This window comes from Natrinema saccharevitans, assembly GCF_001953745.1.
In the GTDB taxonomy this organism is placed as follows: domain Archaea; phylum Halobacteriota; class Halobacteria; order Halobacteriales; family Natrialbaceae; genus Natrinema; species Natrinema saccharevitans.
This window is the reverse complement of sequence record NZ_LWLN01000001.1, coordinates 2,761,844-2,785,963: the sequence shown is the minus strand read 5'-3', so window position 1 is coordinate 2,785,963 and position 24,120 is coordinate 2,761,844. Positions and strand designations below refer to the sequence as shown.

Below are 24,120 nucleotides of genomic sequence, written 5' to 3'. Positions count from 1 at the left end.
CCACGGTACCGACTCGAGCGAATCCGAACTCGACGGCCCGCGGCTCGCCTCGTACCCGCCGCTGTCGGCGGACAGTTCCAGCGCCACGCGGATCGCTTTCGGACAGCGATACCGATTGTCAACCGAAACGTATGCGACGGGAACCAGCTGCTCCAAAAGACCCGGTGAACGCGGGGTAACGACCTCGAGTCAACGTCGGCCGCAGTCTGGTGTTACTGTTTGAGCCGGGCGACGTTCTCGCGGATCTGACCGAGCAAGCCCTCGCCCGACTCGGTCTGGAGGGCCGCATGCAGCGTCGAGTTCTCCGGTTCGTCTTTGACGACGATCCGGAGGTACGGCTCGAGCTGCTCGAAGTTGTCCGCGAGGACGACGGTGTGGTTGTCCTCGTCGTGGTCGACGACGCCGGCGTCGTCCAGTTTCGGGACGTGACACTGGACCGACGACACGTAGACGCTCTTGTACTCGTTTTTGGCGACCTCGTCCGGCGGGACGTCGTGTTCCCAGCCTGCGACCGTCTCGGCCAGCGTCGAGAGTTCGATCGGGTCCTCCCGCCCGCGAAGGGCATAGAGGAGGTAGCGACGCCGGCGGTTCGCTAACAGCTCGAGAATCGTGTTGGCGTCGAGTTCGTGGGCCTCCTGACTCGAGGTAAGGGCTCCCATAACACGATATTACCTCCCGAGGCGGAAAAGGGTGTCTTGAATATCCGAAATTCCAACAAACACCGGTAATGGCACATGGAGTCGCATGTATCGACTCCATTACTCGCGAATCACTATCGTACTCGAGTGGTCCGGTCGCCGGCAGGCCATCTGTAAGCCGTTCTGAACGACGATCGCGATTCGAAATCCTTTTTTATACGATGGACGGAGAAAGAGATGCGCCGCCTTAGCTCAGACTGGGAGAGCACTCGACTGAAGATCGAGCTGTCCCCGGTTCAAATCCGGGAGGCGGCATGACCTTCTCGGTTTACATGCCGTAACCACAAACCCCCTACTCAGTGGTCTCTATGCCGTCGTTCGCAAGGGGGGTGAGCGCGGGTGCAGCTGATCGAGACCGCGCCGCACGAGTTCGCGGCTCACTTCCTCTTCGACGAGTACGGTCTCGATCCGTTCTTCGCGTGCGACCGACGGATCAAGGACGGCGACGGGAGCCAGCGCGCGGAGTTCGAATTCGCGGGCGAGTCATGGCAAGTGACGCTCTCCTATCGAGACTCCGGCCTTGAACATCCCGGCGAGCAGCTTCCGACTGGCACTGACTTCCGACTCGCGGAGATGCGCGAGTTCGATCTCAGTGTCGAGAGCAGCGAAGACTTCGTCGGCGAGCGGTCGTTCCATGCTCATATCGCGCCGCGATGGCAGGGGATGCGAAGCGAGGGCGGTAACGAAATCAGCGTCCCCGACGATCTCGACGAAGGAGTGAATCTCCATGTCCAAGGCTCGAATATCGAATTCGATCGCTATCACCCACTGATCCAGCACGCGGCGCGCGCGGTCGGAATCAACAGTCGGTACTTCGACGAGCTACACGACTTTTCGACGATCCTTGATGCCGAGCGATACGTACGCATCGACAAGAATGAGAGCGGCCCAGTGCATGCACGGGACGGTCCGATAGCCCAACTGGGTCACTTGCTCGAGAATGACCGTACAGGGCGACGCAAACTCGTCCAGTACGACAGCGATGAGAACGCTCGAGATCGCCCCGGATACTATCACACGGCGACTCTCGGCCCACGACGTGTCCGTGAGGCGTTTCCATCGCACGAGCTACCGAAGGAGGTGAAGCACTACTACGCGCAGCAGGCGGTGAGCCTGGACAACAGCCGCTCAATCGCGCATCCGAAAGTCGGTGTATCCTACCAACGATCGTTCTGGAAGGAGCAACTCGATGCGTCTCCAGCGGATATCGAACGCCTCAATCGCGAACTCGAGGAGACACTTCTCAGCGTCCTCGCGGAAGCCGGTCTTCCGCTTCGATCGGGGGCCGGAACCTACGTCGACGATGCGTACTTCGTGGCCGACGACTCTGATCGCGACCGCGATATCATCGAATTGGACTTCACGCAGATCAAGCACCGTCAAGAGTCGGTCGTCATCAAGCACCTCGCAGATGGGATCGCCCCGACGGCGTGGGAATCCCTCGAGGTTCTCGTCACGGACGGTGGCGAGGTGAGTCCACAGGATATTGCTGACGAGACGGGTCGCCATCCGGGGAGTGTCCGTAGGGCCCTAAACAGAATTCCGGAGCTGGTCGAGCGGGAGTATGGACGGGTCTCTCTTCGATCGAAGTACATCGCGGATCTCGTCCACGACGCAGTGAAAGAAGCCAAGGAAGCGACGAGACGAGCTGCGGAAGCCGGTGCCAAGGCGATCGAAGCGGCCGAACGCGGACTCGATCAATCGACGAGCGCGTTCATCGCATGGGCCGCAAAACACGATATCGATGTCCGAGATCGGGATGGGGAAGAACTTCGGCTGGAGTTCGGTGTCGTAGACGATATCAAGCGAAAGATCCGGGAAGGTTACGAGCTGTGGACTGCTGCCGATATGCCCGAGGATCGGTACCGGATGGCCAAGATCCAATACGAGAAAGAGATCGACTCTGGCCTCCGGTCGATCGATAAGACCGAGACGAAATCCTTTGCCTCAGTAGCGTGGCATCACCTCGGCTGAACCTGCCTCGGTAGTGGCAACACTATCTAGCGCGGCGATTTCGCAGCAAACTCTGCTTCTTTCTGCATAGCTCGGTGTTCCACCCCCAGGGGTACGGCACGGAGAGGCAGGAATGTGTTTTGCTGAAGTCCCCCTTAGGGACACACCTAAAAGCTAATGCGACAGTTCCTATAATGCTGCTTTCTATATCTCGATGCGATTAATCAACGCTCGAGGGCCGGATCTTCGAACCTCTTACCTTTTTTCTGTGGTGGAGATTTCCTCCCTCTGGTCAACACCTATTTTAAATTCACACTACCAACGGTCGCTATGGCTAAAATGTCGGAAGAGAATATGCCATCTAATACAGAGGATATCACTCGGTTTGACTTCGTACAAGAGCGAGCAGATCAATTCCAATCAGTAGCTGACGATGCGCGAAGTTTATTGAGGACAAATTTTCTCATCATTGGGTTCTTTCTCCCAATCATTGGGTCACTGTTCTCTGGTCAGTTATCTCCAGAGAAAGTATTTAATAACGCTTATACGCAGGTTGGTCTGGTTGTGTGGGTACTATCAACACTGCTCTTGTCTTCTATCTACCATCGAGCACGCGTTGTTGCTAAGGCGCACTTTGACCCAGTTGAGGCAGAGATACTGGGTGATATTCCAGAAGATAAGCGACGCTATCGAATCCATGATACGATAGAGAAGTATAGTAGTTCAATTGACAACCTTAATTTGTTTATATCAGGGAGTACACTTCTCACATTAATTGTAACGACTCTTTTTGCACTTGGAATGCTGCTCCCGTATCTCGCCATCATTCCACAGTTCGACGCACTAATTGTTGTTGGCGCAGTTCTCAGCGTTGCCGCTTTGATTACTATTAGCTACCGTCTCAGAGGATATCTCTCGAGCATCAGTAGACTATTCGCTCATAACAAAAGCAACTGGAACGATCTCACGAAGCCACGTCAAGACTTATTGAAGAAAATTTATGTCGCAGTGGGAACTGACCCGTTCGAACTATCTGATCTGCCATTAAAACACAACAGGTCGACGCGGTCAGGAACGTTGTCTTCCACCACAATTGATGAGTCCCATCTACTGCTGCAGGATGTTTTTGATAATAAAATCAGTGAATATCTACTCGAACAGATGGTCGAAGAGGGTTATTTTGAGAAGACTGGTGATACCAATGCACCGACCATCAGACCGCCACATACCTACAAGGAGTTCAAGATTAACGAAATAAAGGACGAACTCGGGACAGCGATTGATAGACTAGGACGGGAGCTCGATAGCAATGTTGAAGCTCGGAGTACGGCTGCAGATGAACTCAGTTCACGTCCAAACGAAGTGCTAAACGAACTTCGTACCGGCGACGAGCTTGAACAAATCAAACGCTACAACCGAGTCATTAATCGATTACAAAATGAGGGGTTCGAACTCGCGTCCCGTCCCTTTGAGTTTACCTCAGAGGAAGTGACATACATTCCCACAGAATTGGCCGAGCAAGCATACGAAAAGATAGAGATGGAACAACGAACAAGGGAATATGACCGTAAGAGGGCTGAAAAGCGAGAACAAGCTCGGAGAGCAGAGAATACGTATGAATCTGAGGTCATTGAACCTCCGAATGAATATGGTGAGATGCAGGTGCTTATATATGACATGTTCTCCCAAAGCCATGAGCATAAATACCTCAACATCGACGAAGCAGACGTTTCAGAGGCCGAGCGTGAGCGATTGAGGGAGCTTGAAAGTGGAGAAAAAATCAAACTTCGAATAGAACATCATCCCCGAGATAGTGGAGAATATATCGCTTCTATTGGTGGCCCATAATAGACACAAATATGATCCTTAGATAGCATAGAAGTAACAGCGATAAGTATACACCTATGGTGAGCAGTCACCTCAGGATGGATTGGCCTAATAAATCGCGTTCGGATAGGGCTACACGTGGAGGTTTTTATAGCCAGCTGACTTTGCCGCGTTCACGTTGCTGTGCTTCGGGGCTGTAGCTACCTCGATAATGCTCCAGGAAGGTTTCGAGATCGTTCCATCCGCCCCAGTCACAGACTAAAAGCGGATCAACATCATCGGAAGCGAGTGCAGTCGCCCAGGTCCGGCGGAGATCGTGGAAGCCGAGGTGATCCCATCCAGCATCGCCTGTCTCCTCATGCAACTGGTCGGCAGTCGATCGAACCCACCGCCGGAGTGACCGCGTACTTGTAATCTCGACGAGTGACGAGCTGGTTGGCGCGTCGCGCACGTCGTCGACCGTGCGGATGGTCGTCGCAAGATCGCGCGGGACCGGCGTCTCTCGGAACTTATCGCCCTTGCCGTGCCAGACACGGAGCATCGTTCCGGCGTCAGTATCGACGATATCCTCCGGCGCAATATCGAGGACTTCGTGTGAGCGGAGGCCGCACCGCGCCCCGAGTGCGAACGCGATCCGCTGCTGGGTATCGTCGGACGCCTCGAGAAATTGTTCTACTTCGTTCTGGCTAAGCCAGACCTTCATGTCGTCGCGGTTCTCGTGCTGTTGGAGATTCATGCGTCCGGGTTGCCTGCATTCCGGACAAAAACCGCCAGCAATCTAGTTCTTTCGGTGGTCCTCGAGGGGGAGATCGGAGTGATTTTGTCCGACTCTGTCTGACTTCTCGGACACAACTCTTGTGATAACTACGTATGCTTATTGACCAGCAAGCGTTCTATCAGGTTCGAACGGGGTTTGTAGGGTCGTGCTGAATACAGAGCGCATATAGCACGATTAGCTTGAAATACGAGATTGCTTCTTCAGACAGTAACGTGTAGGCGATAAAGTGATACTGATGTATCTACCATATTCATCTGAGTAGAACGACCTATACTGAAAAACATGAGAGAATCTGAGAATTGGATAATACGAGAAAACTATCAAGAGGCTCATCTACTACACAATAATGGATACATCAAAGTTGATAAAGGAGGCACACATTGGTCAATCAATGTCTGGACTACTAATGGTGACGGAGATCTTTATCAAAAAGAATCACCATCAGAGAATACTAATATATTAGATTACACTCAAAAATACAGAAAAAAAGTTGAAAATGCTGGGGGGTTTACTCAAGTCCAAGTCTCTCGTAAACCTCACGAGATCTACAAAAGCAGATTAGAGTTTCTACAAAGTTCATCGACTAATTTGGTTGAAATTGATAAACAACCGGTTGTTGCTTTCCATTTATTTTGCTCAAAAGAAGACCAACCCCTTGTCAATACCGTCTCTGAATTACCAAATGATTCTATGGTAATTCAAAATCCAACATCTACGATCACAAATAGCGGTGAAAAGTATTTTATTAAAACAAGTAATCTATTTGAAAATATGGAATACATCTGTATATCTCGACACGGATGGATTGAATTAGTAGATTCTACGTACTCAGATTGGAGGTTTCCTATTGAACGCCTCCGAGATGATGTCATTAATTTCTCATCAGCTGGTTTGTCATATCTATCCGAGTTTGATCCAGAAGGCCCAGTACAGCTCTATGTTACCTTACTTGGATTTGGTAGTGTAGAACTTGCGGGGTCATATGCGGGCACGAATAGCTATCCAATAATTCCTAAAAATATTGAAGGCGGATATCTGACCGAATATGACACAGGAAAAAATATAACTACAGAAAAAATTTCATCAGGCCTTTTAATCACTAACAAGGGAAAAGAAATCTGGATCACCTCATCAAAAGACTAAGAAAATCTTTTTCAAGTTCTTGATCCATACTATTAATTGCCGTATCAAAGTTAGCTGTATCTTCCAGATCTAATTCCCTAGTTTCTTTGAATCCAATTAATCTTTGTTCCCCCAAGCGGGTCTCCTCAAGTATTTCTAGAAATAATTCTTCAGAACAAATATGTAATAATAGCTGGAGTGCTGAGCGCTCATGCGTCAGAATCATTTCATTATAGCGTTTATTATCCCAACTCTTCCCGTTTGCACGAATTGCTTCCCTATCATTGAGTTCCTGGTTAATCAGTTCCAATTTATTATAATGCTCTCTCAATAATATTTTATTGTCATCCCCCAAATTGTTTAAAAATCCGCTATTTTTCATCGCAGCATAAGCAGAAGTGTCGAACTCTATACTAGTAGATGTCATATTTGGATCTCGATAGCGAGGACTCATCTTATTCATGCCTGTCTCACGTGAAACGATATTATCTATCAAGTCAACGCCTAGATCGGTGACTTTTTTCTTATTTTCGTAAATTTCTTCTCTAACTCCTGTAGCGTATCTTAGTTTATTTATTCTATTTTGTGCAAATATGGTTAGAATAACACTAAAAGTAGCCACTACACTACCTGTAGCTATAGGAATAATTAGACCTGATTGAACCATTTTAGTAGGAGACTATGGATTCATAGTGTAAGAAGATTACTAAGGAACCGGTAATCCGCCCAAAGTATCTTAAATCTTATGACACACGTGTTTCCACAAAGTACGGAACTGCGAATATTTTGACGAATAACAAGGATTACGTCGTCAATCCAGGCAGAATACACATCTCAGGTTTTGTCTCTTCGAAAGGACGGATCACCTATTTGATCGTCGATGGGACGGTCTGCTGAACTCATCCTCTATATTCAGCAGGTCGTTTCTGACGCCTATCCGAGAGATAAGCAGCTGCTCCGGTAACGCCTTCGCCTGTACTTACCGCTGGTTCACGATCTCCTATCCGACTTTCTCCGAGTTCTCGGACACTGCTTGACCGACTGTCATGGAATTCTTGAACGCGATTAGTGGTATTGATGCTTGTCAAGTGCTGAAAGCATAGGATGGGTTCAGTACGATGGCTACGTTCGTTTCGCATCAAATTGATTAAGCCTACCGCTCATTGAACTTGCCTAGCGTGAAAGGAGGGACAGGAATAAAACGTGTGCCGGAGAAACGACCTATAACGCATGGTCCGGCTCACTAAACTTGATGTCAAGGGATTCAAGGGTATCCAGTCAACCTCAATAGAGCCGGGTAAACTAAACATCATCACTGGCCGGAACAACGCCGGAAAAACATCCCTTCTGGAAGCTATCGCGGTGTTATCAGACCCTACTACTTTAGAGAACTTTGAAGATCGCGCTACGGCAGTAATCAACAAACAAAGAGGGGAGACTTCGCTACATGGCGAATATTGGCGTGAACAACTCTCGTTCGAGCAATATGATGAGGAGGGGAACCCAAGTAACCCACTTACTCAGTCAGTAAAAATCCGCCAAGCTAGCGACGAGGAAGTCTATGAAGCAGCAATCAGGAAAATCAGTCAGGAAATACCAGAAGAAACAGCCCAGTTAAGGCTATTCCCACTCCACCGTGGCAATTTGCAACTTAGTCAGGATGCACGTAGGAGCGATCGTCCAGATGAGATGGCCCTCGCAAAGATTCTAAATGAAGTACTTACAGATTCGCTGCTGTCGATACCTGAGGAAAAAATAATCGACCTTCTTTCGGATGACGTTCTGGCTGTCAAGATTGAAGACCAACAACGGTATCTATTTTCTGCTAGCAAGAGTTATCAAGAGGTCATCCGTCAGATTGTAGAAAGTGCTACTGAGACTCTACTTGATGATGAACGAATCGTCAATGAAACGCCCGGGGAAGAGTCCGAATCTCAAGCCCTCTTCCGTCTAACTAGCTCCGTATTTTCAAACAGGCACTCTAAAAGAGTACAGCTTTTTGGTGGATCTTTCCCGACAGTCAGTGGTATTCATTACCTCAATGAAATTCCTACAAAAGCAGAGGAGATCAATTACGAAGATAATCCTATTCGAGTAAGCAGGGTTGAAAATTACCTTCAGGAACATGATCTTGTAGATTCTCTGGAGGATTTCTCATTCACTGACCTTGTGTTTAAAAATAAGGAGGGGGCACCATATGATGTCCCATTTGAGTTTATGGGTGATGGTTTCAAAACAATTGTTGGCATTCTCTGGGAACTGTTTGATGAATCTAATGACGGTGATGTTCTCTTAATCGAAGAACCGGAACAGCATATGCATCCAGGGTATATAGAACAACTAACACGTACCTTAATCCAGATTTCGAGGGAAGAAGAACTACAATTATTTATCACAACACACAATACTGACTTCTTAGAATCATTCATATCCAAAGAAGTTCGAAATCAATATGGGGAGTACCTACAAAATGAATTCTGCCTTTTCCAACTAACAGAACCTATGAATCGATCCTTATCTTACGAAGATGCAAAGGAAGATATGAATGACCTCAACTTGGATCTTAGAGGCCAATAGATGCAGGGTGATACGATTGTTTTTACTGAGGGAATCAATGACTTGGCCTTTCTTGAGCAACTTCACACTCGATCAGGTGTGGAGGAATACTGTGATCGGTTCAATAACGAGGAGAGTGATGAAACGCAGACACAGCGAATACGTCAGCACCGAATTGGCACTTCGATTTCTTATTTATACAAGTGTGAAGGAGGGCGGTCAGAATTAGAGGATATATACGCTCGTGAAGGACCCTCAATTGGAGAGAAAGGCTTAGATTCAGTACTGATGCTCGACATGGACGACGATAGTAGTTTTAGTGCTGTGTTAGACAGTCTGAACAGTTCTTTGTGGGATGAATGGGGTAGCCAAATTTCATTAGCCGCGAAAGGGAATTCGCAATTCACAGACGACTTCGTAATTAAAGAATGTTCGTTGGAGGGGAACGGTGATGTATTTGATGAACCCACAATTATTGCATTCTATAATGATATGGAGACAGCAACTGGTATGTCATATGGGGTGGAATTCAGCAAGAAAAAATATCAAGCTGAACAGTATTTCAAAGATCAGCCAGACGAAGTGGATGCACTTATTGACGTGTTATATTTGTAGATGCCACAAGCAATCCAGTGCTAACTGCTCGATCTGCACTGACCAATTCGCCAACTCCGTGTAACTACCCAACCGTGAAGTATTTGCGCCCTCTATTCAGCATGGCATCCTGAATTCATTTCAGACCCGGTAGAATAACCAGCACTAAATCGGTGTCTGCATTTACCAGATCAGGATGTCCGAAATTGCACCCTTTATCGGCACTGCTCTTCCACTTTTCCCCGAGTTCTCGGACACAAAACTCCCGCTAAGTACATATGCGAATTTAATGCGTTACGTCCACAGAGACCAGCCGTAGGGTCACTATTCTGGATTTAGAAGCCCCGATTTCCGTATTCTGTATATCAAACCCAAGACTACCGAAAGCGTGATTCCAATGATAACCCATATTGGAACCAAGGATTGATCCACAGATAGGACGACATCCGAAAGGGTCACAATCAATAAGCCAATCGTGAGATATCCGACAGCGGCGTTCACTTCGTTAGATCTCGTAACCTGTTCTTTTTCAAACTGCTGTTGTCTCCTAAGCCGGCTCTCTTCATACTGTTCCTGAGTCTCTAGTAATTGCTGTTCCCATTGCGCTTGTTTTTTCATGGTTTCCCATTCCCGGATCGTCTGAATCCCCTTTTCGGAGATCCGGACTACAGGCAAACTATCAAACGAAACTGACGGATCATGGCTGGCATCCACGTCTTCAACTTCAAGATGACCTGATTTTAGGAGGCCTTGGGCATGGTCTGATGTGTTTATATCCTCCAATTCATCACGGTCGGGAATGAATCTCTCCCACTCCTCTGAGTGGGGTGAATATTCAAACCCGAGATTCTCTTCCCAAAATATCCGTAAAACGGTCATCCATTCCGGCTCGTCCATTGTTCACCCTCACAAACAGACCGTATTAATTCGCCCGGAAAATCTTCTCCAGTATTAAATTCAGTGAGCCGCTTCAGACATATAACCTATGTTAAACATATGATCTATGCTATAACTCATGATGTCTATCCGGCTCTGTTCGTATTCTCGGACAGGCTGAAATGACGAATCATTTGTAGACGGATAGGACATTAGTAGGTAATCATGAGTAACAAACCTGGCCCTCTTGGTCAACTGGCTAACTCATTTGCGTCTGTAATTCCGGATGTCGATACAGATGCTGAACACGACCGATGGAAACCTGGAATTGGCCCATTCGAGGAAGAGAATCAGATCGAAATGATTCTCGAGGCGCTTGAGGGCCACCCGCTTCGAGAAGCTATCGAGACTGAAGTGTCGTACCTCGAGGGTTCACGACGATGCGATCTTTTTCTTGATCACGACGGGCGTCAGCTTCCAGTGGAGGCCAAGCTACTCCGGTTCCGGTACGATAATGGAAACATCGATCCGAACAGCTTCGCGCGGATCTTCACGCCGTTTCCTGAACGGAGTTCCTCGTCACTACTTACCGATACGAAGAAACTCTACGAGTCAGAGTTCGGATCAAACGGCGGAGTACTCGGCCTCTATTACGAAAAAGTCGACGAAGAGTACGAGCAAATGACTGCCGAGGCAGTTGCCGAGAAGTTCTGTATGGACGTGGATCACTGGTACGAGTTCCAAGTAGAAACGAGGAATATCGCCTACTTCGACGAGTTACAGCATCCCGTTCATCAGCAAGGCGCTGTCATCACGTGGGAGATCGTCGAGTGATCAAACAATGACCGAAATCGGACTAGTAAGCTGTTCGAAGACGAAACGCGAGCAACCAGCACCACCGAGTGAGCTGTACAGCCCGTCAACGCTGTTCAGCAAAGTACGCCGGTACTGTGAACATCACCACGACGACTGGTACGTCCTTTCAGCTAAACACCATCTTCTTGAACCGAATGGTCCGCTGATCGAGCCCTACGACGAGACTCTCACTGGCGCTCGAGTAGCACGAAAGCGAGAGTGGTCCCAAACCGTGTATGACGATCTGAAGGCAGCAGGTTTGCTCGAATCGGATATCACCCTCGTATTCCATGCGGGGAAAGCGTACTACGAGGAATTGCTTCCCCTCCTCGAAGAACACAACGTCCAGATACAGATTCCGACTGAGGGATTAATGATAGGTGAGCGGCTTGCATGGTACAACGAACAGACATGAATGAACGAGATCTGTATGCAGACGACTGGATGAGGGTGAATTGGAGTGACTGGCTATCTCTTGATCCAACAGACGATGAGTTGACGGCGATCTCGACTGATCCAGGACTCTATCGCGTTCGCCATCGTGACCGTAACGGCCTCGAGTACATCGGTCAAACCGGCCGGAGTACACGCGGGCGGGTAAGCGCACTGGCCCGGAACGTCTACTCCGAAGAGATGCCGTTTCGCGATCCGCATACAGCTGCACCGTGCCTCTGGGCAGTTCGTGATCGAGACGGACCGGCGTTCGAAGTATCGACCGCGACGCCGTCGTTCGCAACCCACGATCAGGACCGGAAGGGGCTCGAGCAAGCCCTCATCGCGATTGCACGTCGCGAAATGGGCAAAAGTCCGACCGCGAACTTCGGGCGGATCATCCCCGGCTACTCACAGTCGGGATATCGAAGTGATGGGTACGTTGGTGGCCCCCTCGAGGAGGGAGAGACCGAGCCAAACACCGAACCCGGCCGAGGACCAGTTCCGTGGAAAAACGTGGACGATGTGACTGCGTCAGATTGGATGGGTCTCGAGTGGAGTGGCCCCTATCGGCTTGGAGATCGACTCGAGCCGGATCTACCCGAGGCAGGTGTTTACCGGATCTGGTACGAAAATGACGCGCCACCGCTGGCGTATACCGGCGAGACGAAAGCGTTCACAAAGCGACTACGACAACACGAGAAAACATTCGGCAGTGAGGCTCTATTTTCAGTAGCTACTCCAGATGGAATGGATGCGAAGCACAAGCGAACCGAGGTCGAAACCGACCTGATCGGTGCGCACTATCTCGAGACAGAGCGATCACCAAGAGCGCAGTTCGGGAACTGAGTTAGTAGTGTAAATCAGGCCTCGTCAAATCTATGGGTTTTGTCCAACTCTACAGTAATTCTCGGACACAATACTCGCGGTAATAGAGAAATCGTGAACCATGCGGTGAGTTCGGTTGTCAATTACTGAGTTAGCGTCATTGGATAACTTACTTCATGCTTCGATCATATCCCTGACTCGGGAAGATGGGAGTTTCCACATTTCTAAAACAAAACTACGTCTCTCTGTTCTTGAATATCGTCTTGGTCCCGATCTTGAGTGTCCTAACCTATCTATCAATCCTCTCGCCTGGGATGCTAGCTATTCTAGTCGTTCTTGCAAACATCCTCCCGAAGTATGATACTCTGGTGCAGCAGTGGCAAGCGGCCGAGAATCGAGACCAACTCCGAGAACGAACTACAGAATTTAATCAGATCCTTGAATCCTTTGAAACGAAATTTGAGGACGAAATCTTTGAATTGAAAGCGCTAGGATCTGAGAACCTCATCAACTATGCCGAATCAGTCGCGATCGAAGAAGAGGAGGATATCTACCTTCCACTCCTCTACATATATCTCGAAGAAGAATCCGACTTCCGTCTTGAGAGCCATGAACGAACCTCGTTATCGCAGAAACTCCAAATGAGTCTGGACCGCTTCAGTCTTGTCCGTCCAACAAATGACGATATTCGGCTTGCATGGGGTGCCTACCAACTTCTCTGTGGAAAACCTGAACCGTATGATTTAGCCCCTCCAGATGAGGAATTCATGGAGAGTGAGTGCTTCAAGGATCGATTCATTCACGAGTATATCCACAAAGAAACTATCATCTCTAAGTTGACCTCAGAACGTGAGGAAGAAGCTGAATACCGGAGTACACTGTCTCAACTGTACGATGGTGGGAAGTTAAGCAAGTATGGAATACAACAAGCGCTCATCGAACTCGAGGAGGATCTCAACTATGTTTTGACGGACAAGACGCATTATTTCATTCTCATCAATGAGATGCAACATGATACGAAGATAATCGAGGACATCAAGGAGGCTGTTCTAGCTAACGGTGATGACGTGTACACGGGTTCGATGATGGTGAATGCCGGGATGACTAGTCTCACACTCTGTGTTTGTGACGAGAATTGGGGAACCAATGAATTCTACGAGCGATTTGTCAAGGAGCCATTTGAACAGTATCAGGAAGATGGCGTCCTTTCCCTTCACAGAGCAAAATTCGAGGGTGGTTCTATTTTCAAACAGCGGTATGAGGAATCGGAGCCATCAGAGAGGATTCTCAGAGGTATCGAAGCTCGTGGTTTGCTGACCACTGGCGAGGTTGCAGCTACGCTAAATCTCAAAGAGAAACTCATCGAGTCCCATCTCTCCACAGACGAACTGTTGAGCGTACTCCCGCTGAATCTCTTTCTGCCTGATCTTCCTTCAACTAAAAAGGAAACTCTGATCGAGGAAAACGAAGTAATCAAGAGGAAATTCGGTATCGATCAGTTGACCGATTGGGCGCACCCGAACTACACAGCAGAGGAGATCGGGCAGTATCTCCATCGCGCGTATTTTCCAGAGGATTCGGAAGAAGAGTGGGTTGAGAATGCCGAGAAGATTATCGAGGAAGCGAAGCAAATCGATGTTGCGCTGACGTGATAGCAACACTGCAGCTTGAGTCTCATCGCTGTCCTCGATGTTCAGTTTCATCCCAACAAACCATGAAGAATGTGGATGTCAGTACAGGAATCGACCCTGATTTGAGGGTGAATTGTCCTCGAAGACAGGCTTCGCGGACAGCGTCTACGATTGCTCGATATCGAGTTCAGAACAAACTCGGTACGAAAGCGAGTATAATTCCAGCAGCAATCGCAGGCCATTCCGTCCTTGTATTCCAGTCGCTTGTACCTTCATGAACCAATAAAATTCCTAGGGCGATTATCGCACCAGTTGTTTGGACGACCAAGTATTCCGTTACATTCTCCAAAGCAGGTGGCACAATTTTCGTAAGAACTCCAGAAGCGAGGGTCATAACACCTATCCGGAACAGAAGTGTACGATCTTTCGATCCGAAACGGGAGCTAGCAGCTTTGGCATACTTGTCTCCTTGTTCGTACAGGAACTCCGCCACAAATCCAATCAGTACACCCTGGATTCCTAGAATAGCTAACCAACTCCATCCTGACAGACTTACCTCGATCATTCGAAGTGTTTCGGTTACAATCCCAATTTCGAGATAGAGACCAACTCCTGAGAGAACAGCTGCAGTCAGGAGATATATCTGCCATGGTTTGTATTTGCTTGCCTCGACTTGCTCATGGACTTCTTTAGCTTTCATATCTTGTTTTGTCTATGTATTGATTCGAAACGATCCTTGCTTTCTCCTGAAATCAGACGTGATTGTCTTCTGTGGCTCACCATCTATGGATCCCTCTTCTCACGTGGTATACTCCACGCTGAGTGGCCGATTGGTAACCACAAATCCGGGGTTGGCAGCTGACCACTCGAGGGGATATTTAATGATATGTTAGTCCCGATGAGTGATGATGTATGACCGATACAGAACTGCCTAAGTTCATTAACCGAGATCTCCTGCGCGATCCGAAAACTGTTGAAGTTCCTGATCAGGCATTGTTGAAGTGTTTCGTTCAGGCAAACAAACCATTTCTATCCAAATCGGCTGTCGCAGAGATGACCGGCCTCAGTGATGAAGGAACCCGAAAACGATTGAACTCACTAGTTGAACGAGGGATATTATTGAGTGCAGAAGCAGGAAGACAGACCAAAATCTACTGGCTCAATAATCCACGATCGCGCTGGCCTGTCCCGGCTGATTTGGATAACCCTGCATCTGATGTCGATAAATCAGCATCTGAAACTATAATACGAATTAACCGTTTGACAACATTCGCAATGTTGTATGCTGGGATTTTTACTGGTATTTATTTTCTTGACTGGTTGAGCGATTTCCCGATGACAGACGGCGTGTTTGAGGTATCACTAATTCCAGAAATGATGCCAGCCCTCGCATTCGTGTCGATGGCGATTTTGTTCTATGTAGCTCTCCAAACGTCGCTACATGTTGAGAATGACGATGCAGGCTGGCCAACAATTCGACGTGTTTATCGACATATTGTGGACTAATAATCATATGATGGTCGATTGATGCAAAACATTTAGCTTTCGATGACAGGCGCGTGATGGTGTGACCGTACGACTCCTAACAACGTCTGTGGTGTGATATTTTCTGTCAATCACACCATAACAACTACTGATAGCGCTATTGATTATCCTCGCAAACGACAGAGCGTAGTTCCTCAAGTAGGTCAGGGTGGTGTTTTTGGAGAATTTCAATATCTTCTGTGAGTTCATCTTCAATTCGTCCTCGAACACGTGATGTCGCTTGGTATCGTCGACTGTCTCCGTGTTCGCCGGCGATCTGTTCGCGTTCTGTCTCCGTAAGGAGCGCTCGAGTCTTCGCCATATGATGGCTTTCTCAGTGATGGTTGTAATACTTGCTAAGATAATCATATACGCTAACCTTTATTGGTTAGCGAATATACTAACCACTAAGCACGGGAGTTCGGCAAAAGGCCGACGGGTGGTGCAACACCCTCGACCGTGCTGGCGAAACCAGCATGATGGATTACGAATACAACCGGGATAAATCCGACGCACAGAACCAGAACCGACTGACAATCGCCGCTTGGAGGTGGAGGGTCGATGAGTAAGCCGGACTGGGAAGATACCGGCCGAAGATTGCTCCAAAAGGAACTCGAGCGGATAAGCGAAGAAGTCGGCCGAGACGCCTTTTCGACATCGGCACGTCGCCTCGATCGCGGCGAAGAGCTACGAGCAGAGGACATCTACAGAATGCGCGCAGCGATCGATGAATTGCAAGAGATCACTGAACTGGCTGCTGAGGCGACACAGGGAGTTGCATCGCTTCCTGATGTCTGGGACGTTCTCGATGAGGAAGCCCGAATACAATACGTCCAGCGCACTCGAGAGCTACGCTCGAAGACGAAAGACGAGTACCAAGAGTAAACCAAGTAACAGCAAAAAGCTCCACTACCAGCACTCGATCTCGCTGGTCGATTCGCTTTCGATCTGCTCGCGGTAAACGATCTGGTGAGATGGCCTCCTTCTTGCCCCTTCTATTCCTGCTCGATGTTGCCTCGATCCCCCTCGCAGTCCCTTGCTTTTCGCTGGGTCTCGCTGGTCTCTTGCTGCTCGAGTGGAAACTATCTCCTCGACCACCTGCTACCCACCCCTGAAACCCCCCTCGTTTTTGCTGGTCGTCTCTGCCTGGAACCCCCTTGCCGTCCCTGCCTTTTCCCTGGTCGTTTCGGCCCGATCAGAGTGACCGCCCCTCGACCAGCCCCTACTACCCCCTTATTTGCCTGGTCGTTGCTGCTCTTTCGCTGCTCGAATCGAACAAGGGGCCCCTGACCCGCTCCTGCTACCCCCTCCAAGGCCCCCTTGCTGTTGCTTGTAAGTTGGTCGTAGCCCCTTGCCGTCCCTGCCTTTTTGCTGGTCGTCACTGGTAGTCTCCCTCTGGACCGTACTAACCAGTCGCTCGACCAGCCATGACCACCCCCTCAAGGGCCCCTTCTGGCTGCTCGAGACTGGGTCGTATCCCCCTGCCGTCCCTGCCTTTTCCCTGGTCGTTTTGCCTCGATCGAGATGACCCCTCCTTGAGCAGCCACAAGCACCCCTCTGATTGCCTGCTTGTTGTTGCTCTTTCGCTGCTCGATTAAAGACGATCCACAGTTAGCAATTTTCACCCTTTCATCTCCCCCTCTATCTCCTCCTCAGAAGTGCCTTCTACCCCTTGCTATCTCCGCCTTTTGCTGGTCGTTTTAGCTCGAGTAAGACGATCAACTCAAGATCAGGGAGGCTTCCCCACCTCTAGTGGATCGCTTTGCTACTGGTTTCGTCTATTTCGGAAATTCTTCATGATCCCACTTCACCTCTTTAAGACCAAGGAGTTTCTCGTCATGCTCTTCATCTAAAATTCGTGTGTCAATATCTCGTTGTGAGAGATCGCCCGGTTCGATACGCCCTTTGAGAAACAGCTCTCCGATCTCCTCACGAGTTATCCGTTCACCGTACTCGAGTTTCTCCTCAATTGTTTCAACATCGGGAATGTCCTGGTACTCGACTTCAACAGAGGCATCTACCGAGACTGGATATTTTCCGCCAGGAGCATGGTCGGTCCATCGGCTTTCGGCGTTTAGGACCGCTTGTTCGACTAATCGATCGAAGTCGACACGGGGAGCCATTAAACACGCTTTATAGATGACCTCGAGAGTTGCTTGGAGATCGTTCTGCTGGTGACCGTGACCGAGTTCCGCTAATATTTCCCTGACGGATCCAGTAGGGATTTCGTCGACATCAGCAGCAAATCCTAAATCATCGAAAATCAATTCGAACTCTTTGTCATCTAAGCTGGTTATCCACCGGAAGTCATCGAAGCCCGCTTTGATCTTTTCTCGAATACGCCATCGCTTCTGATTTTCGTCACCGCTCCAATCGACATCGTACCCTGATATTTGACTAAGGAGATACTGTCGATCACTATCAGTGAGTATCCCGTTTGGGCCCTCGCGGGACACATCGATGTCTGGCTCAGTCATCTACAGATAGCTTAATCAGAAACTTCATAAAGCTAATGAAGGGGGCCTCTGAACTAGAGGCCGATGGCCTCGACCGGGAACTATGCAGACATCAAGGTTGATCCTGAAACCCGTGACCGCGTAAGAGCCCTCAAACGCGGCGGGGAATCCTATGACGAGCTGCTAAACAAGATGGCTGATCAATACGACCCTGAAGAGGCCGACAGGTAGTTACGAACGATATCAGTGACACTAACGAGTGTAGGACACGGCGGCAGAACACCGGAGTGCTGGCACACTTCGGGGCTCTCCCCATTCAATCTGGGGTGGGTACGCCGCCGTCGAATTGTGAAGCTTGGAGCCGTCGAACAGGACGGGACTCCGTACGTTCATCTACAAATTCCGTAGATAAGAACGTTCGGGTTCGTCTTGTTTCTCGCGGCTCCGGTCTGGCCGGCCGACTCGGCTGCGAAGACTGGACGCATGCACGCAACCCACGAAGACAACGCAGAACGTAGTGAGGTCGACTCGAGCGACGAAATTAGTAGCCGTACCAGCGACGAGATTGGGAAACGTATCGAGCGATTCGGCCACGACAAGATCCGGCTCGTCGAGTGCCCGGTCTGTGGTGTTGGCCTCAGAAACAAGAAGACGGCACATCACATCGAGAAACACTCTCCCTCTGATTTCGGGCTAACCGGGGGTGGGGTCCTATGAGTGAGGCTGATTCCGATCCGGATCAGTACGTCCAAGAGAACAAGGACACGCTCGTCCGTATCATCAAACACGGCGACGACAAGTTCGTTCGAGGGCTTGCTCTCGCGGCGATAATCCGCTATGGAGACGAGCCGCTCCTTCATGATATCGAGCATGAAATCGACCGAGCGAAACAAGATATGGAGGAACGCGTCTAATGACGACCTCAGTCCGTACTGGCGTCGGCGAACTCTCGGGCCTCCCGGAGTACCCCGGGATTCTCGTCGGCGAGTTCGATGAACTGCTCGATTCGTTCGAGATCGTCGAGCAGTTCGGGATCATCACGGGCGATCTTGAGAAGTTCAGTCCGCGTCTCCTGTTGTCGCTCCTCGATCTCTTCAACTGCACCGTGTTCCATCGCTTGACCGCACCACACGCAAAGCGATTCGTTCCGTGGTGTCTTCCGCTGGCAGCGGGGACAAGTCTGCGGAGAGATGGGATCGGACTCGTCTTCCTCGACGTCGACGCCGTGAGCCCTCGCGATCTCTCGATCGTTGGCGTCACCGAAGACGGCGACGTAGCGGGCAGCGACATCAGAACCGCGATCCCATCCGTGATGGTCCTCGAGGTGAGCCTGGTTGACGCCCTCGGAAGCGAGATAGGACGCGGAGGACTTCCGCATCTGAGTGAAGGTAACATCGGTGTGAGTGACGCCAGCCTTCCGGGCGTTCTTCTTCAGAATTTTCAGCTTCATCTGGTAGCTGATTTCCTTCGGCTGGTCGAGCTGGCACCACAGTGGTGCTTGCGGGTCGTTCGGCGCAGGATGGACGTTCAACCATTGTCGGAGATACGGAGCAGCAGCGATGAGCATAATCGACCGCTCGCCCTTCTTCCCGTCGACGGAAATCTGAAGGCCGTACTTGTGATCGGCGATGTCGCCGACGGTAAGGGACCGGATCTCACCGCTTCGGGCGCCGGAATCCCATGCGGTCGCGATGAGAGCTTTGTCGCGATGGTGACGACACTCCTCGAGCATCGGCTTGATGTGGTCGTCCCACCAGAGCATCTTCGCCGGGTCCGGCATCGGATTGTAGTTTTTCGATGTCGTCGCGGAGACCCAAGAGATACTGTCGGGAATCTCATCGCTGTCAGTGGCGCGTTTGCCAAACATCCGAAGGGCGACCCGGTAGTCCCGGTTCGATTCCTCGTTTTCGTAGTTACTGTGGATCCAGCGGACGATATCTTCCGCTGCTCTCCTATCTTCGAGAGCATCCGCGAGTCCGCCGACGTTCTCAGAGATCCGAACACAGTGCCTGACGAGCTTCGCACGGCGCTGCTTACCGTATTGACTCCCGAGGAGGGCGAGTTGCCTATCGAAGTCAATGAGCGCCTCCTGATCGTCGCTACTGATATCTTCGCTTCCCTCGATACGCTCTTGCAGCCGTTCGAGCCGACGGTCAGCATCGCGGGTCATCGTCTACTCAGGGGGTTATCGTATGAGCATGTAAACCACCGGTTGAGGTCCGGGAGGCGGCATTTCTGCTGCGAGCAAACTCGCGGGCCGCGAGTAGTCCTCGGAGCTGATTTGAGCCACGGAGGTGTTTCGTACCCAGCTGAAACGGAGTGCCTCGAGATTACTCGTGGCGTTTGCGTCCGTCCGTCGAATCAGAGCCACTCACTGACGGTATCGCCGCTGAGGACTTCTGGGATGACGACCTCGTCAGCGCCGGCGCGCCGGGCGACGGACTCGTACATTTCGTCGCCAACGCGGACGATCACCTGCAGGTTCGGCGAGAGCTGACTCGCCGTGATCGCGATTTGGATGTTCGCGTTCGAGTCGTCGATGGCTCCGATGATGGCTCCCGCCGTCGCGACGTTAGCCCGCTCGAGGACGTCCTCGCGGCGGGCGTCGCCTCGGATGGCGAGCGTCTCTTCACCAATGCGGTCGAATTCGGCTTGGTCGAGTTCGATTACCAAGACGTCGTGGCCGTCATCACGCAGTTGCGCGGCAAGGGTGCGCCCGAAGATCCCGTACCCGCAGATGATGACGTGGTCCGATAGGTTTTCGATCTTCCGTTCGGTTTGCATGTGTTTGAGTTCCTCCGTAATTTGACCGCCGAAGGCCGCCGACAGGACCGTCTCGCCGATCCACAGGCTCGAGAGGATGATCCCGATCCGCACCACGACCGCGAAGGCTTTGATCGCCCGCTCTGGACCGGTATGGTCCTGAAAGTGCAACTCGATGCTCGTCAAGTCGACCAGCCAAAATGCCGCCTCCACCAACCCGACTCCCGCGAGCAGCACGTATCCGGTGATCCCGACCGTGGTGACGGTCACGAGGGCGAAGATCGGTCTAACGGCGCGGCCCAGAATCGGCCGACTCGACAGCGGGGTGGCCATGCCTTGGATCGTGGTTTCTTGGGTCGAGAGTGTCAAAAGCTCCCGACCGAACTGGTAAGGGACTCCGTGGCTGGACGGTTGATTGTCCGTAACACAATTGTTCATTTGAACTACAGTAGCTCTTGAAAGTCGATGCACACCCGATCGCAGGACAGCGTTGTGATCGGTGTGTAAATCGTTTCAAGAGCTACTATAGACTGGGGTTCTGCGAGCGAAGCGAGCAGGTTCTCGGGCGTCGTTCACAATCCAGGAGACGGCGTCGCTCTACGGCTCGTCACACACCGACCGCACAGTGATGGGGTTCGGCAACACTCACTTCTATTTTATTGGGACGCGAAAAACATTCGATACTCGAGTCGCGACTGACTCCGGACTCGACTGCGAAACGGCCGACACCGAACGGTCTCCGATCGGTGATCCGACGCCGATCAAAGCGGCGTCGTACATCGACGGCAGTACGTGAACCCGGCGTCGTTTACCGTCCCACAGTGACGACACGTCACGTGCGTTCGACCCGCTGGATCCGTCTCGAGCGAGGCGGAGGGGCCGCGGTCGAACTCCTCGTCGTCGGTGTAACGCTTCAGTTCGCCGGCCCGCCGCTTGTGGTGGCGTTCGAGGCCGTCCCGGACGATCCGTACGAGAACCGGGACACAGACTCCCAACGCGACGAGCAGGAGAACGCCGATGGCGACGGCATAGAGCTGCCCGGGGGAAACCATGTCGTCGCTACGACCGCTCGACGGTTTTCGATTGTGGTGTGTGTCCATACATCAGTGACGTCTCGAGACGAACGGTCGCCCACCTCGAGTCGGTCGGCGAAGCGAGCCGACCGGTGTAACCGGCACTCCGTTCGGGAAGCCAACACCTCAAGGGGCCCGAGGCCGACGGGACGGACGTGAACGGTAACTCGATCACAAACGAGAGCGACACGTTCGAGATCGGCGAGACGACGGTCCATCGGCTCGGGTTCGGGGCGATGCGGATCACGGGCGAGGACATCATCGGTGCGCCCGAGGACGAAGCGAAGGCCCGCCGGGTCGTCGAACACGCCGTCGACTGCGGCGTCGACCTCATCGACACGGCCGACTCCTACGGCCCGGCGACCAGCGAGCGGCTCATCGGCGAGGCCATCGGTGATCCCGACGACGTCCTCGTCGCGACCAAGGCCGGCCTGTTGCGCAACCGCGAGGGCGACTGGCTCGCCCACGGCGACCCCGACTACATCCGCAATCAGGTTCTCACGTCGCTGGATCGACTGCGGACCGACACCATCGACCTCTACCAGTTCCACCGGCCCGACGACGACACGCCCTTCGAGGACTCCGTGGCGGCCTTCGCGGAACTCAAAGACGAGGGACTCGTCGAGCAGGTCGGCCTCAGCAACGTCTCCCCCGAACTCATCGATCGGGCCCGTGAACAGGTCGAGATCGCGACCGTCCAGAACCGGTACAACCTGAACGACCGCGGCGCGGCCGACTCCCTCGAACGCTGCGAGGAGAACGACATCGGATTCATCCCGTGGGCCCCGATCAACGGCGACGATCTGGCCGAACACGGCGACCTCCTCGACGACATCGCCGAGGCCCACGACGCGACGCGCCGACAGGTCGCCCTCGCGTGGCTGCTCGAGCGCTCGCCGGTCATCCTGCCGATTCCCGGTACCTCGGATCCGGATCACCTCGAGTCGAACGTGGCCGCCTCGGGACTGTCGCTGTCCGACGACGAGGTACAGCGCCTGACCGACGCGGCCGAATAGATCCCGGACCTGGTCAGTCACGACACCACGGGCCGGCCCGCGGCGCTCGAAGCGATCGTGGGGTAGACCGAGCCCCAGATACCGCGACGCCGGCTCCGACGATGTCGGAGGCGTCGCGTCGGGCAGCTGCCATCCGGCGTGGTACGGGCTGTCGGCCCGAAACGCGAGTGCATGATCAGGCCAGTGCCCGGTGTTGCCCCCTCCCTCGAAAGACCCCCGAAGCGGATCGAACCGTCACCCCGTTTCCGACGGAAGCCTGATACGTCAGTCCCGCAATGATGACGTATGGTTGCACGTGACGACCTCGAACACGGGCAGGCCCGCGTCAACGACACGAAACTCCACTACGTGACCGCCGGCGACGGCCCGCCGCTGGTCCTGTGTCACGGCTGGCCACAGACGTGGTACGAGTGGCGGGACGTGATTCCATCCCTCGCCGACGACTACACCGTCATCGCACCCGATCTCCGGGGGCTGGGTGACTCCGCGACCCCCACCTCGGGATACGACAAGGACACCGTCGCGACCGACGTCCGGGAACTCGTCGCCCACCTCGGATTCGGGGACGATCGGATCGCGCTCGTCGGCCACGACTGGGGGATGCCGACGGCCTACGCCTACGCCGCCCAGTATCGCGACGAAGTCCGCGCGCTCTGTGTCCTTGAGGCCGGCTTACCGGGGATCAACGAGGACGGAAAGAAGAAACTCTGGCACACCCGATTTCACGGCGTTCGTGACCTACCCGAGCGGCTGGTTGCCGGCCGGGAGCGGCTGTATCTCGACTGGTTCTACAAGGAGGGCGCGTACGATCCGTCGGCGATCGACGACGAGGCCCGCGACGAGTACGTCCGCTGCTACTCGCAGGCCGGCGGCCTGCGGGGCGGCTTCGAGTACTACCGCGCCTACGAGACCGACGCCGAACACAACCGCACCCACGCCGAAGATCCGCTCGAGCTGCCGGTCCTCGCACTGGGCGGTGCGGCCTCGTTTCGGGAGCTGCCGATCCGGGACATGGAGACGGTCGCGACCGACGTCTCCGGCGAGGTCGTCGACCGGGCGGGTCACTGGATTCCCGAGGAACGGCCGGATTACTTCGTCGATCGGCTGACGGCGTTTCTCGACGACGCTGCGTGACCGC

At 52.1% G+C, this 24,120-nt stretch carries 26 protein-coding genes and 1 tRNA gene; 17 read left to right on the top strand and 10 right to left on the bottom strand.

Annotated features, from left to right (window positions below; translation table 11 throughout):
- Positions 1–212: 212 nt before the first annotated feature.
- A complete protein-coding gene (locus tag A6E15_RS14190; RefSeq protein WP_076147138.1) occupies positions 213–659 on the bottom strand; it encodes a DUF7344 domain-containing protein in 447 nt (148 codons plus the stop codon).
- Between the two features lie 220 nt (positions 660–879).
- Between A6E15_RS14190 and A6E15_RS14185 the strand changes: the two genes are divergently transcribed.
- From A6E15_RS14185 to A6E15_RS20455, 3 genes are all read left to right on the top strand, one after another.
- Positions 880–953, top strand: a tRNA-Phe gene (locus tag A6E15_RS14185).
- An 84-nt stretch (positions 954–1,037) separates the two neighbouring features.
- On the top strand, positions 1,038–2,672 hold the full coding sequence (locus A6E15_RS14180; protein ID WP_084177372.1) for a DUF7845 domain-containing protein: 1,635 nt from the start codon (positions 1,038–1,040) through the stop codon (positions 2,670–2,672).
- Between the two features lie 309 nt (positions 2,673–2,981).
- Positions 2,982–4,499 (top strand): hypothetical protein, encoded by a 1,518-nt coding sequence (locus tag A6E15_RS20455; protein WP_139326605.1) that lies wholly within the window; start codon positions 2,982–2,984, stop codon positions 4,497–4,499.
- A gap of 127 nt (positions 4,500–4,626) precedes the next feature.
- Here A6E15_RS20455 and A6E15_RS14170 read toward each other — a convergent pair whose 3' ends face one another.
- Complete coding sequence (locus A6E15_RS14170; protein ID WP_076147134.1) at positions 4,627–5,214, bottom strand: tyrosine-type recombinase/integrase; 588 nt, start codon at positions 5,212–5,214, stop codon at positions 4,627–4,629.
- Positions 5,215–5,538: 324 nt separating this feature from the next.
- On the opposite strand from A6E15_RS14170, the gene A6E15_RS20450 reads away from it, so the two are divergent.
- A complete protein-coding gene (locus A6E15_RS20450; protein ID WP_139326604.1) occupies positions 5,539–6,399 on the top strand; it encodes a hypothetical protein in 861 nt (286 codons plus the stop codon).
- Here A6E15_RS20450 and A6E15_RS20445 read toward each other — a convergent pair.
- Positions 6,380–7,045 carry a hypothetical protein gene (locus A6E15_RS20445; RefSeq protein WP_139326603.1) on the bottom strand — a complete coding sequence of 222 codons (666 nt, stop codon included), beginning with the start codon at positions 7,043–7,045 and terminating at the stop codon, positions 6,380–6,382. The genes A6E15_RS20450 and A6E15_RS20445 overlap by 20 nt on opposite strands.
- A 563-nt stretch (positions 7,046–7,608) precedes the next feature.
- Between A6E15_RS20445 and A6E15_RS14165 the strand changes: the two genes are divergently transcribed.
- Complete coding sequence (locus A6E15_RS14165; RefSeq protein WP_076147132.1) at positions 7,609–8,955, top strand: AAA family ATPase; 1,347 nt, start codon at positions 7,609–7,611, stop codon at positions 8,953–8,955.
- Positions 8,956–9,549 carry a hypothetical protein gene (locus tag A6E15_RS20440; protein WP_139326602.1) on the top strand — a complete coding sequence of 198 codons (594 nt, stop codon included), beginning with the start codon at positions 8,956–8,958 and terminating at the stop codon, positions 9,547–9,549.
- Positions 9,550–9,852: 303 nt separating this feature from the next.
- Here A6E15_RS20440 and A6E15_RS14160 read toward each other — a convergent pair whose 3' ends face one another.
- Entirely contained in the window at positions 9,853–10,425 is a 573-nt protein-coding gene (locus A6E15_RS14160; protein WP_076147131.1) for a hypothetical protein, read from the bottom strand.
- A 204-nt stretch (positions 10,426–10,629) separates the two neighbouring features.
- On the opposite strand from A6E15_RS14160, the gene A6E15_RS14155 reads away from it, so the two are divergent.
- The 4 genes from A6E15_RS14155 (at position 10,630) to A6E15_RS14140 (ending at position 14,171) form a co-directional block, all read left to right on the top strand.
- Positions 10,630–11,238, top strand: a complete 609-nt coding sequence (locus A6E15_RS14155) for a transcriptional regulator (RefSeq protein WP_076147130.1) — start codon at positions 10,630–10,632, stop codon at positions 11,236–11,238.
- Between the two features lie 7 nt (positions 11,239–11,245).
- Positions 11,246–11,674 carry a DUF6884 domain-containing protein gene (locus A6E15_RS21460; RefSeq protein ID WP_076147128.1) on the top strand — a complete coding sequence of 143 codons (429 nt, stop codon included), beginning with the start codon at positions 11,246–11,248 and terminating at the stop codon, positions 11,672–11,674.
- Positions 11,653–12,540 (top strand): GIY-YIG nuclease family protein, encoded by an 888-nt coding sequence (locus A6E15_RS14145; protein WP_245800583.1) that lies wholly within the window; start codon positions 11,653–11,655, stop codon positions 12,538–12,540. The genes A6E15_RS21460 and A6E15_RS14145 overlap by 22 nt, the downstream gene beginning before the upstream one ends.
- 185 nt (positions 12,541–12,725) lie before the next feature.
- Entirely contained in the window at positions 12,726–14,171 is a 1,446-nt protein-coding gene (locus A6E15_RS14140) for a hypothetical protein (protein WP_076147126.1), read from the top strand.
- 166 nt (positions 14,172–14,337) lie between these two features.
- Here A6E15_RS14140 and A6E15_RS14135 read toward each other — a convergent pair whose 3' ends face one another.
- Positions 14,338–14,850 carry a hypothetical protein gene (locus tag A6E15_RS14135; RefSeq protein WP_076147125.1) on the bottom strand — a complete coding sequence of 171 codons (513 nt, stop codon included), beginning with the start codon at positions 14,848–14,850 and terminating at the stop codon, positions 14,338–14,340.
- Between the two features lie 212 nt (positions 14,851–15,062).
- Between A6E15_RS14135 and A6E15_RS14130 the strand changes: the two genes are divergently transcribed.
- The gene (locus A6E15_RS14130; protein ID WP_076147123.1) at positions 15,063–15,656 is read left to right on the top strand and encodes a winged helix-turn-helix domain-containing protein; all 594 of its coding nucleotides are present in this window, start codon (positions 15,063–15,065) and stop codon (positions 15,654–15,656) included.
- 136 nt (positions 15,657–15,792) lie between these two features.
- On the opposite strand, the gene A6E15_RS21455 is transcribed toward A6E15_RS14130, so the two are convergent.
- On the bottom strand, positions 15,793–15,996 hold the full coding sequence (locus tag A6E15_RS21455; protein WP_076147122.1) for a hypothetical protein: 204 nt from the start codon (positions 15,994–15,996) through the stop codon (positions 15,793–15,795).
- A gap of 239 nt (positions 15,997–16,235) precedes the next feature.
- Here A6E15_RS21455 and A6E15_RS14120 point away from each other — a divergent pair, with 239 nt between their 5' ends.
- Entirely contained in the window at positions 16,236–16,559 is a 324-nt protein-coding gene (locus A6E15_RS14120; protein ID WP_076147120.1) for a hypothetical protein, read from the top strand.
- Between the two features lie 893 nt (positions 16,560–17,452).
- On the opposite strand, the gene A6E15_RS14115 is transcribed toward A6E15_RS14120, so the two are convergent.
- A complete protein-coding gene (locus A6E15_RS14115; protein ID WP_139326601.1) occupies positions 17,453–18,151 on the bottom strand; it encodes a hypothetical protein in 699 nt (232 codons plus the stop codon).
- A gap of 63 nt (positions 18,152–18,214) precedes the next feature.
- On the opposite strand from A6E15_RS14115, the gene A6E15_RS21060 reads away from it, so the two are divergent.
- The 3 genes from A6E15_RS21060 (at position 18,215) to A6E15_RS14105 (ending at position 19,044) form a co-directional block, all read left to right on the top strand.
- Positions 18,215–18,361 (top strand): DUF7557 family protein, encoded by a 147-nt coding sequence (locus A6E15_RS21060; protein WP_175607270.1) that lies wholly within the window; start codon positions 18,215–18,217, stop codon positions 18,359–18,361.
- 252 nt (positions 18,362–18,613) lie between these two features.
- A complete protein-coding gene (locus tag A6E15_RS14110; RefSeq protein WP_076147117.1) occupies positions 18,614–18,847 on the top strand; it encodes a hypothetical protein in 234 nt (77 codons plus the stop codon).
- The gene (locus A6E15_RS14105) at positions 18,844–19,044 is read left to right on the top strand and encodes a hypothetical protein (protein ID WP_076147115.1); all 201 of its coding nucleotides are present in this window, start codon (positions 18,844–18,846) and stop codon (positions 19,042–19,044) included. Before A6E15_RS14110 ends, A6E15_RS14105 begins: the two co-directional genes overlap by 4 nt.
- A gap of 8 nt (positions 19,045–19,052) precedes the next feature.
- Here the strand turns inward: A6E15_RS14105 and A6E15_RS14100 are convergent, their stop codons facing one another.
- From A6E15_RS14100 to A6E15_RS14090, 3 genes are all read right to left on the bottom strand, one after another.
- Entirely contained in the window at positions 19,053–20,300 is a 1,248-nt protein-coding gene (locus tag A6E15_RS14100) for a site-specific integrase (RefSeq protein ID WP_076147114.1), read from the bottom strand.
- Positions 20,301–20,491: 191 nt separating this feature from the next.
- Complete coding sequence (locus tag A6E15_RS14095; protein WP_076147112.1) at positions 20,492–21,226, bottom strand: potassium channel family protein; 735 nt, start codon at positions 21,224–21,226, stop codon at positions 20,492–20,494.
- Positions 21,227–21,654: 428 nt separating this feature from the next.
- The gene (locus A6E15_RS14090; protein ID WP_076147110.1) at positions 21,655–21,945 is read right to left on the bottom strand and encodes a DUF7577 domain-containing protein; all 291 of its coding nucleotides are present in this window, start codon (positions 21,943–21,945) and stop codon (positions 21,655–21,657) included.
- A gap of 176 nt (positions 21,946–22,121) precedes the next feature.
- Between A6E15_RS14090 and A6E15_RS14085 the strand changes: the two genes are divergently transcribed.
- Both A6E15_RS14085 and A6E15_RS14080 read left to right on the top strand, forming a co-directional pair.
- Positions 22,122–22,982 (top strand): aldo/keto reductase, encoded by an 861-nt coding sequence (locus A6E15_RS14085; protein ID WP_076147108.1) that lies wholly within the window; start codon positions 22,122–22,124, stop codon positions 22,980–22,982.
- A gap of 285 nt (positions 22,983–23,267) precedes the next feature.
- Positions 23,268–24,116 (top strand): alpha/beta fold hydrolase, encoded by an 849-nt coding sequence (locus A6E15_RS14080; RefSeq protein WP_076147106.1) that lies wholly within the window; start codon positions 23,268–23,270, stop codon positions 24,114–24,116.
- Positions 24,117–24,120: the final 4 nt, after the last annotated feature.

What these genes read in the sequence shown, in the direction of transcription:
- A6E15_RS14160 (WP_076147131.1), bottom strand. Translation starts at nt 10,425, where the DNA reads ATGGACGAGCCGGAATGGATGACCGTTTTACGGATATTTTGGGAAGAG.
- A6E15_RS14100 (WP_076147114.1), bottom strand. Translation starts at nt 20,300, where the DNA reads ATGACCCGCGATGCTGACCGTCGGCTCGAACGGCTGCAAGAGCGTATC.
- A6E15_RS14120 (WP_076147120.1), top strand. Translation starts at nt 16,236, where the DNA reads ATGAGTAAGCCGGACTGGGAAGATACCGGCCGAAGATTGCTCCAAAAG.
- A6E15_RS14080 (WP_076147106.1), top strand. Translation starts at nt 23,268, where the DNA reads ATGGTTGCACGTGACGACCTCGAACACGGGCAGGCCCGCGTCAACGAC.
- A6E15_RS14155 (WP_076147130.1), top strand. Translation starts at nt 10,630, where the DNA reads ATGAGTAACAAACCTGGCCCTCTTGGTCAACTGGCTAACTCATTTGCG.
- A6E15_RS14115 (WP_139326601.1), bottom strand. Translation starts at nt 18,151, where the DNA reads ATGACTGAGCCAGACATCGATGTGTCCCGCGAGGGCCCAAACGGGATA.
- A6E15_RS21455 (WP_076147122.1), bottom strand. Translation starts at nt 15,996, where the DNA reads ATGGCGAAGACTCGAGCGCTCCTTACGGAGACAGAACGCGAACAGATC.
- A6E15_RS21460 (WP_076147128.1), top strand. Translation starts at nt 11,246, where the DNA reads ATGACCGAAATCGGACTAGTAAGCTGTTCGAAGACGAAACGCGAGCAA.
- A6E15_RS14105 (WP_076147115.1), top strand. Translation starts at nt 18,844, where the DNA reads ATGAGTGAGGCTGATTCCGATCCGGATCAGTACGTCCAAGAGAACAAG.
- A6E15_RS14145 (WP_245800583.1), top strand. Translation starts at nt 11,653, where the DNA reads ATGGTACAACGAACAGACATGAATGAACGAGATCTGTATGCAGACGAC.
- A6E15_RS14130 (WP_076147123.1), top strand. Translation starts at nt 15,063, where the DNA reads ATGACCGATACAGAACTGCCTAAGTTCATTAACCGAGATCTCCTGCGC.
- A6E15_RS20450 (WP_139326604.1), top strand. Translation starts at nt 5,539, where the DNA reads ATGAGAGAATCTGAGAATTGGATAATACGAGAAAACTATCAAGAGGCT.
- A6E15_RS21060 (WP_175607270.1), top strand. Translation starts at nt 18,215, where the DNA reads ATGGCCTCGACCGGGAACTATGCAGACATCAAGGTTGATCCTGAAACC.
- A6E15_RS20440 (WP_139326602.1), top strand. Translation starts at nt 8,956, where the DNA reads ATGCAGGGTGATACGATTGTTTTTACTGAGGGAATCAATGACTTGGCC.
- A6E15_RS14110 (WP_076147117.1), top strand. Translation starts at nt 18,614, where the DNA reads ATGCACGCAACCCACGAAGACAACGCAGAACGTAGTGAGGTCGACTCG.
- A6E15_RS14095 (WP_076147112.1), bottom strand. Translation starts at nt 21,226, where the DNA reads ATGGCCACCCCGCTGTCGAGTCGGCCGATTCTGGGCCGCGCCGTTAGA.
- A6E15_RS20455 (WP_139326605.1), top strand. Translation starts at nt 2,982, where the DNA reads ATGGCTAAAATGTCGGAAGAGAATATGCCATCTAATACAGAGGATATC.
- A6E15_RS14090 (WP_076147110.1), bottom strand. Translation starts at nt 21,945, where the DNA reads ATGGTTTCCCCCGGGCAGCTCTATGCCGTCGCCATCGGCGTTCTCCTG.
- A6E15_RS14190 (WP_076147138.1), bottom strand. Translation starts at nt 659, where the DNA reads ATGGGAGCCCTTACCTCGAGTCAGGAGGCCCACGAACTCGACGCCAAC.
- A6E15_RS14165 (WP_076147132.1), top strand. Translation starts at nt 7,609, where the DNA reads ATGGTCCGGCTCACTAAACTTGATGTCAAGGGATTCAAGGGTATCCAG.
- A6E15_RS14140 (WP_076147126.1), top strand. Translation starts at nt 12,726, where the DNA reads ATGGGAGTTTCCACATTTCTAAAACAAAACTACGTCTCTCTGTTCTTG.
- A6E15_RS20445 (WP_139326603.1), bottom strand. Translation starts at nt 7,045, where the DNA reads ATGGTTCAATCAGGTCTAATTATTCCTATAGCTACAGGTAGTGTAGTG.
- A6E15_RS14170 (WP_076147134.1), bottom strand. Translation starts at nt 5,214, where the DNA reads ATGAATCTCCAACAGCACGAGAACCGCGACGACATGAAGGTCTGGCTT.
- A6E15_RS14135 (WP_076147125.1), bottom strand. Translation starts at nt 14,850, where the DNA reads ATGAAAGCTAAAGAAGTCCATGAGCAAGTCGAGGCAAGCAAATACAAA.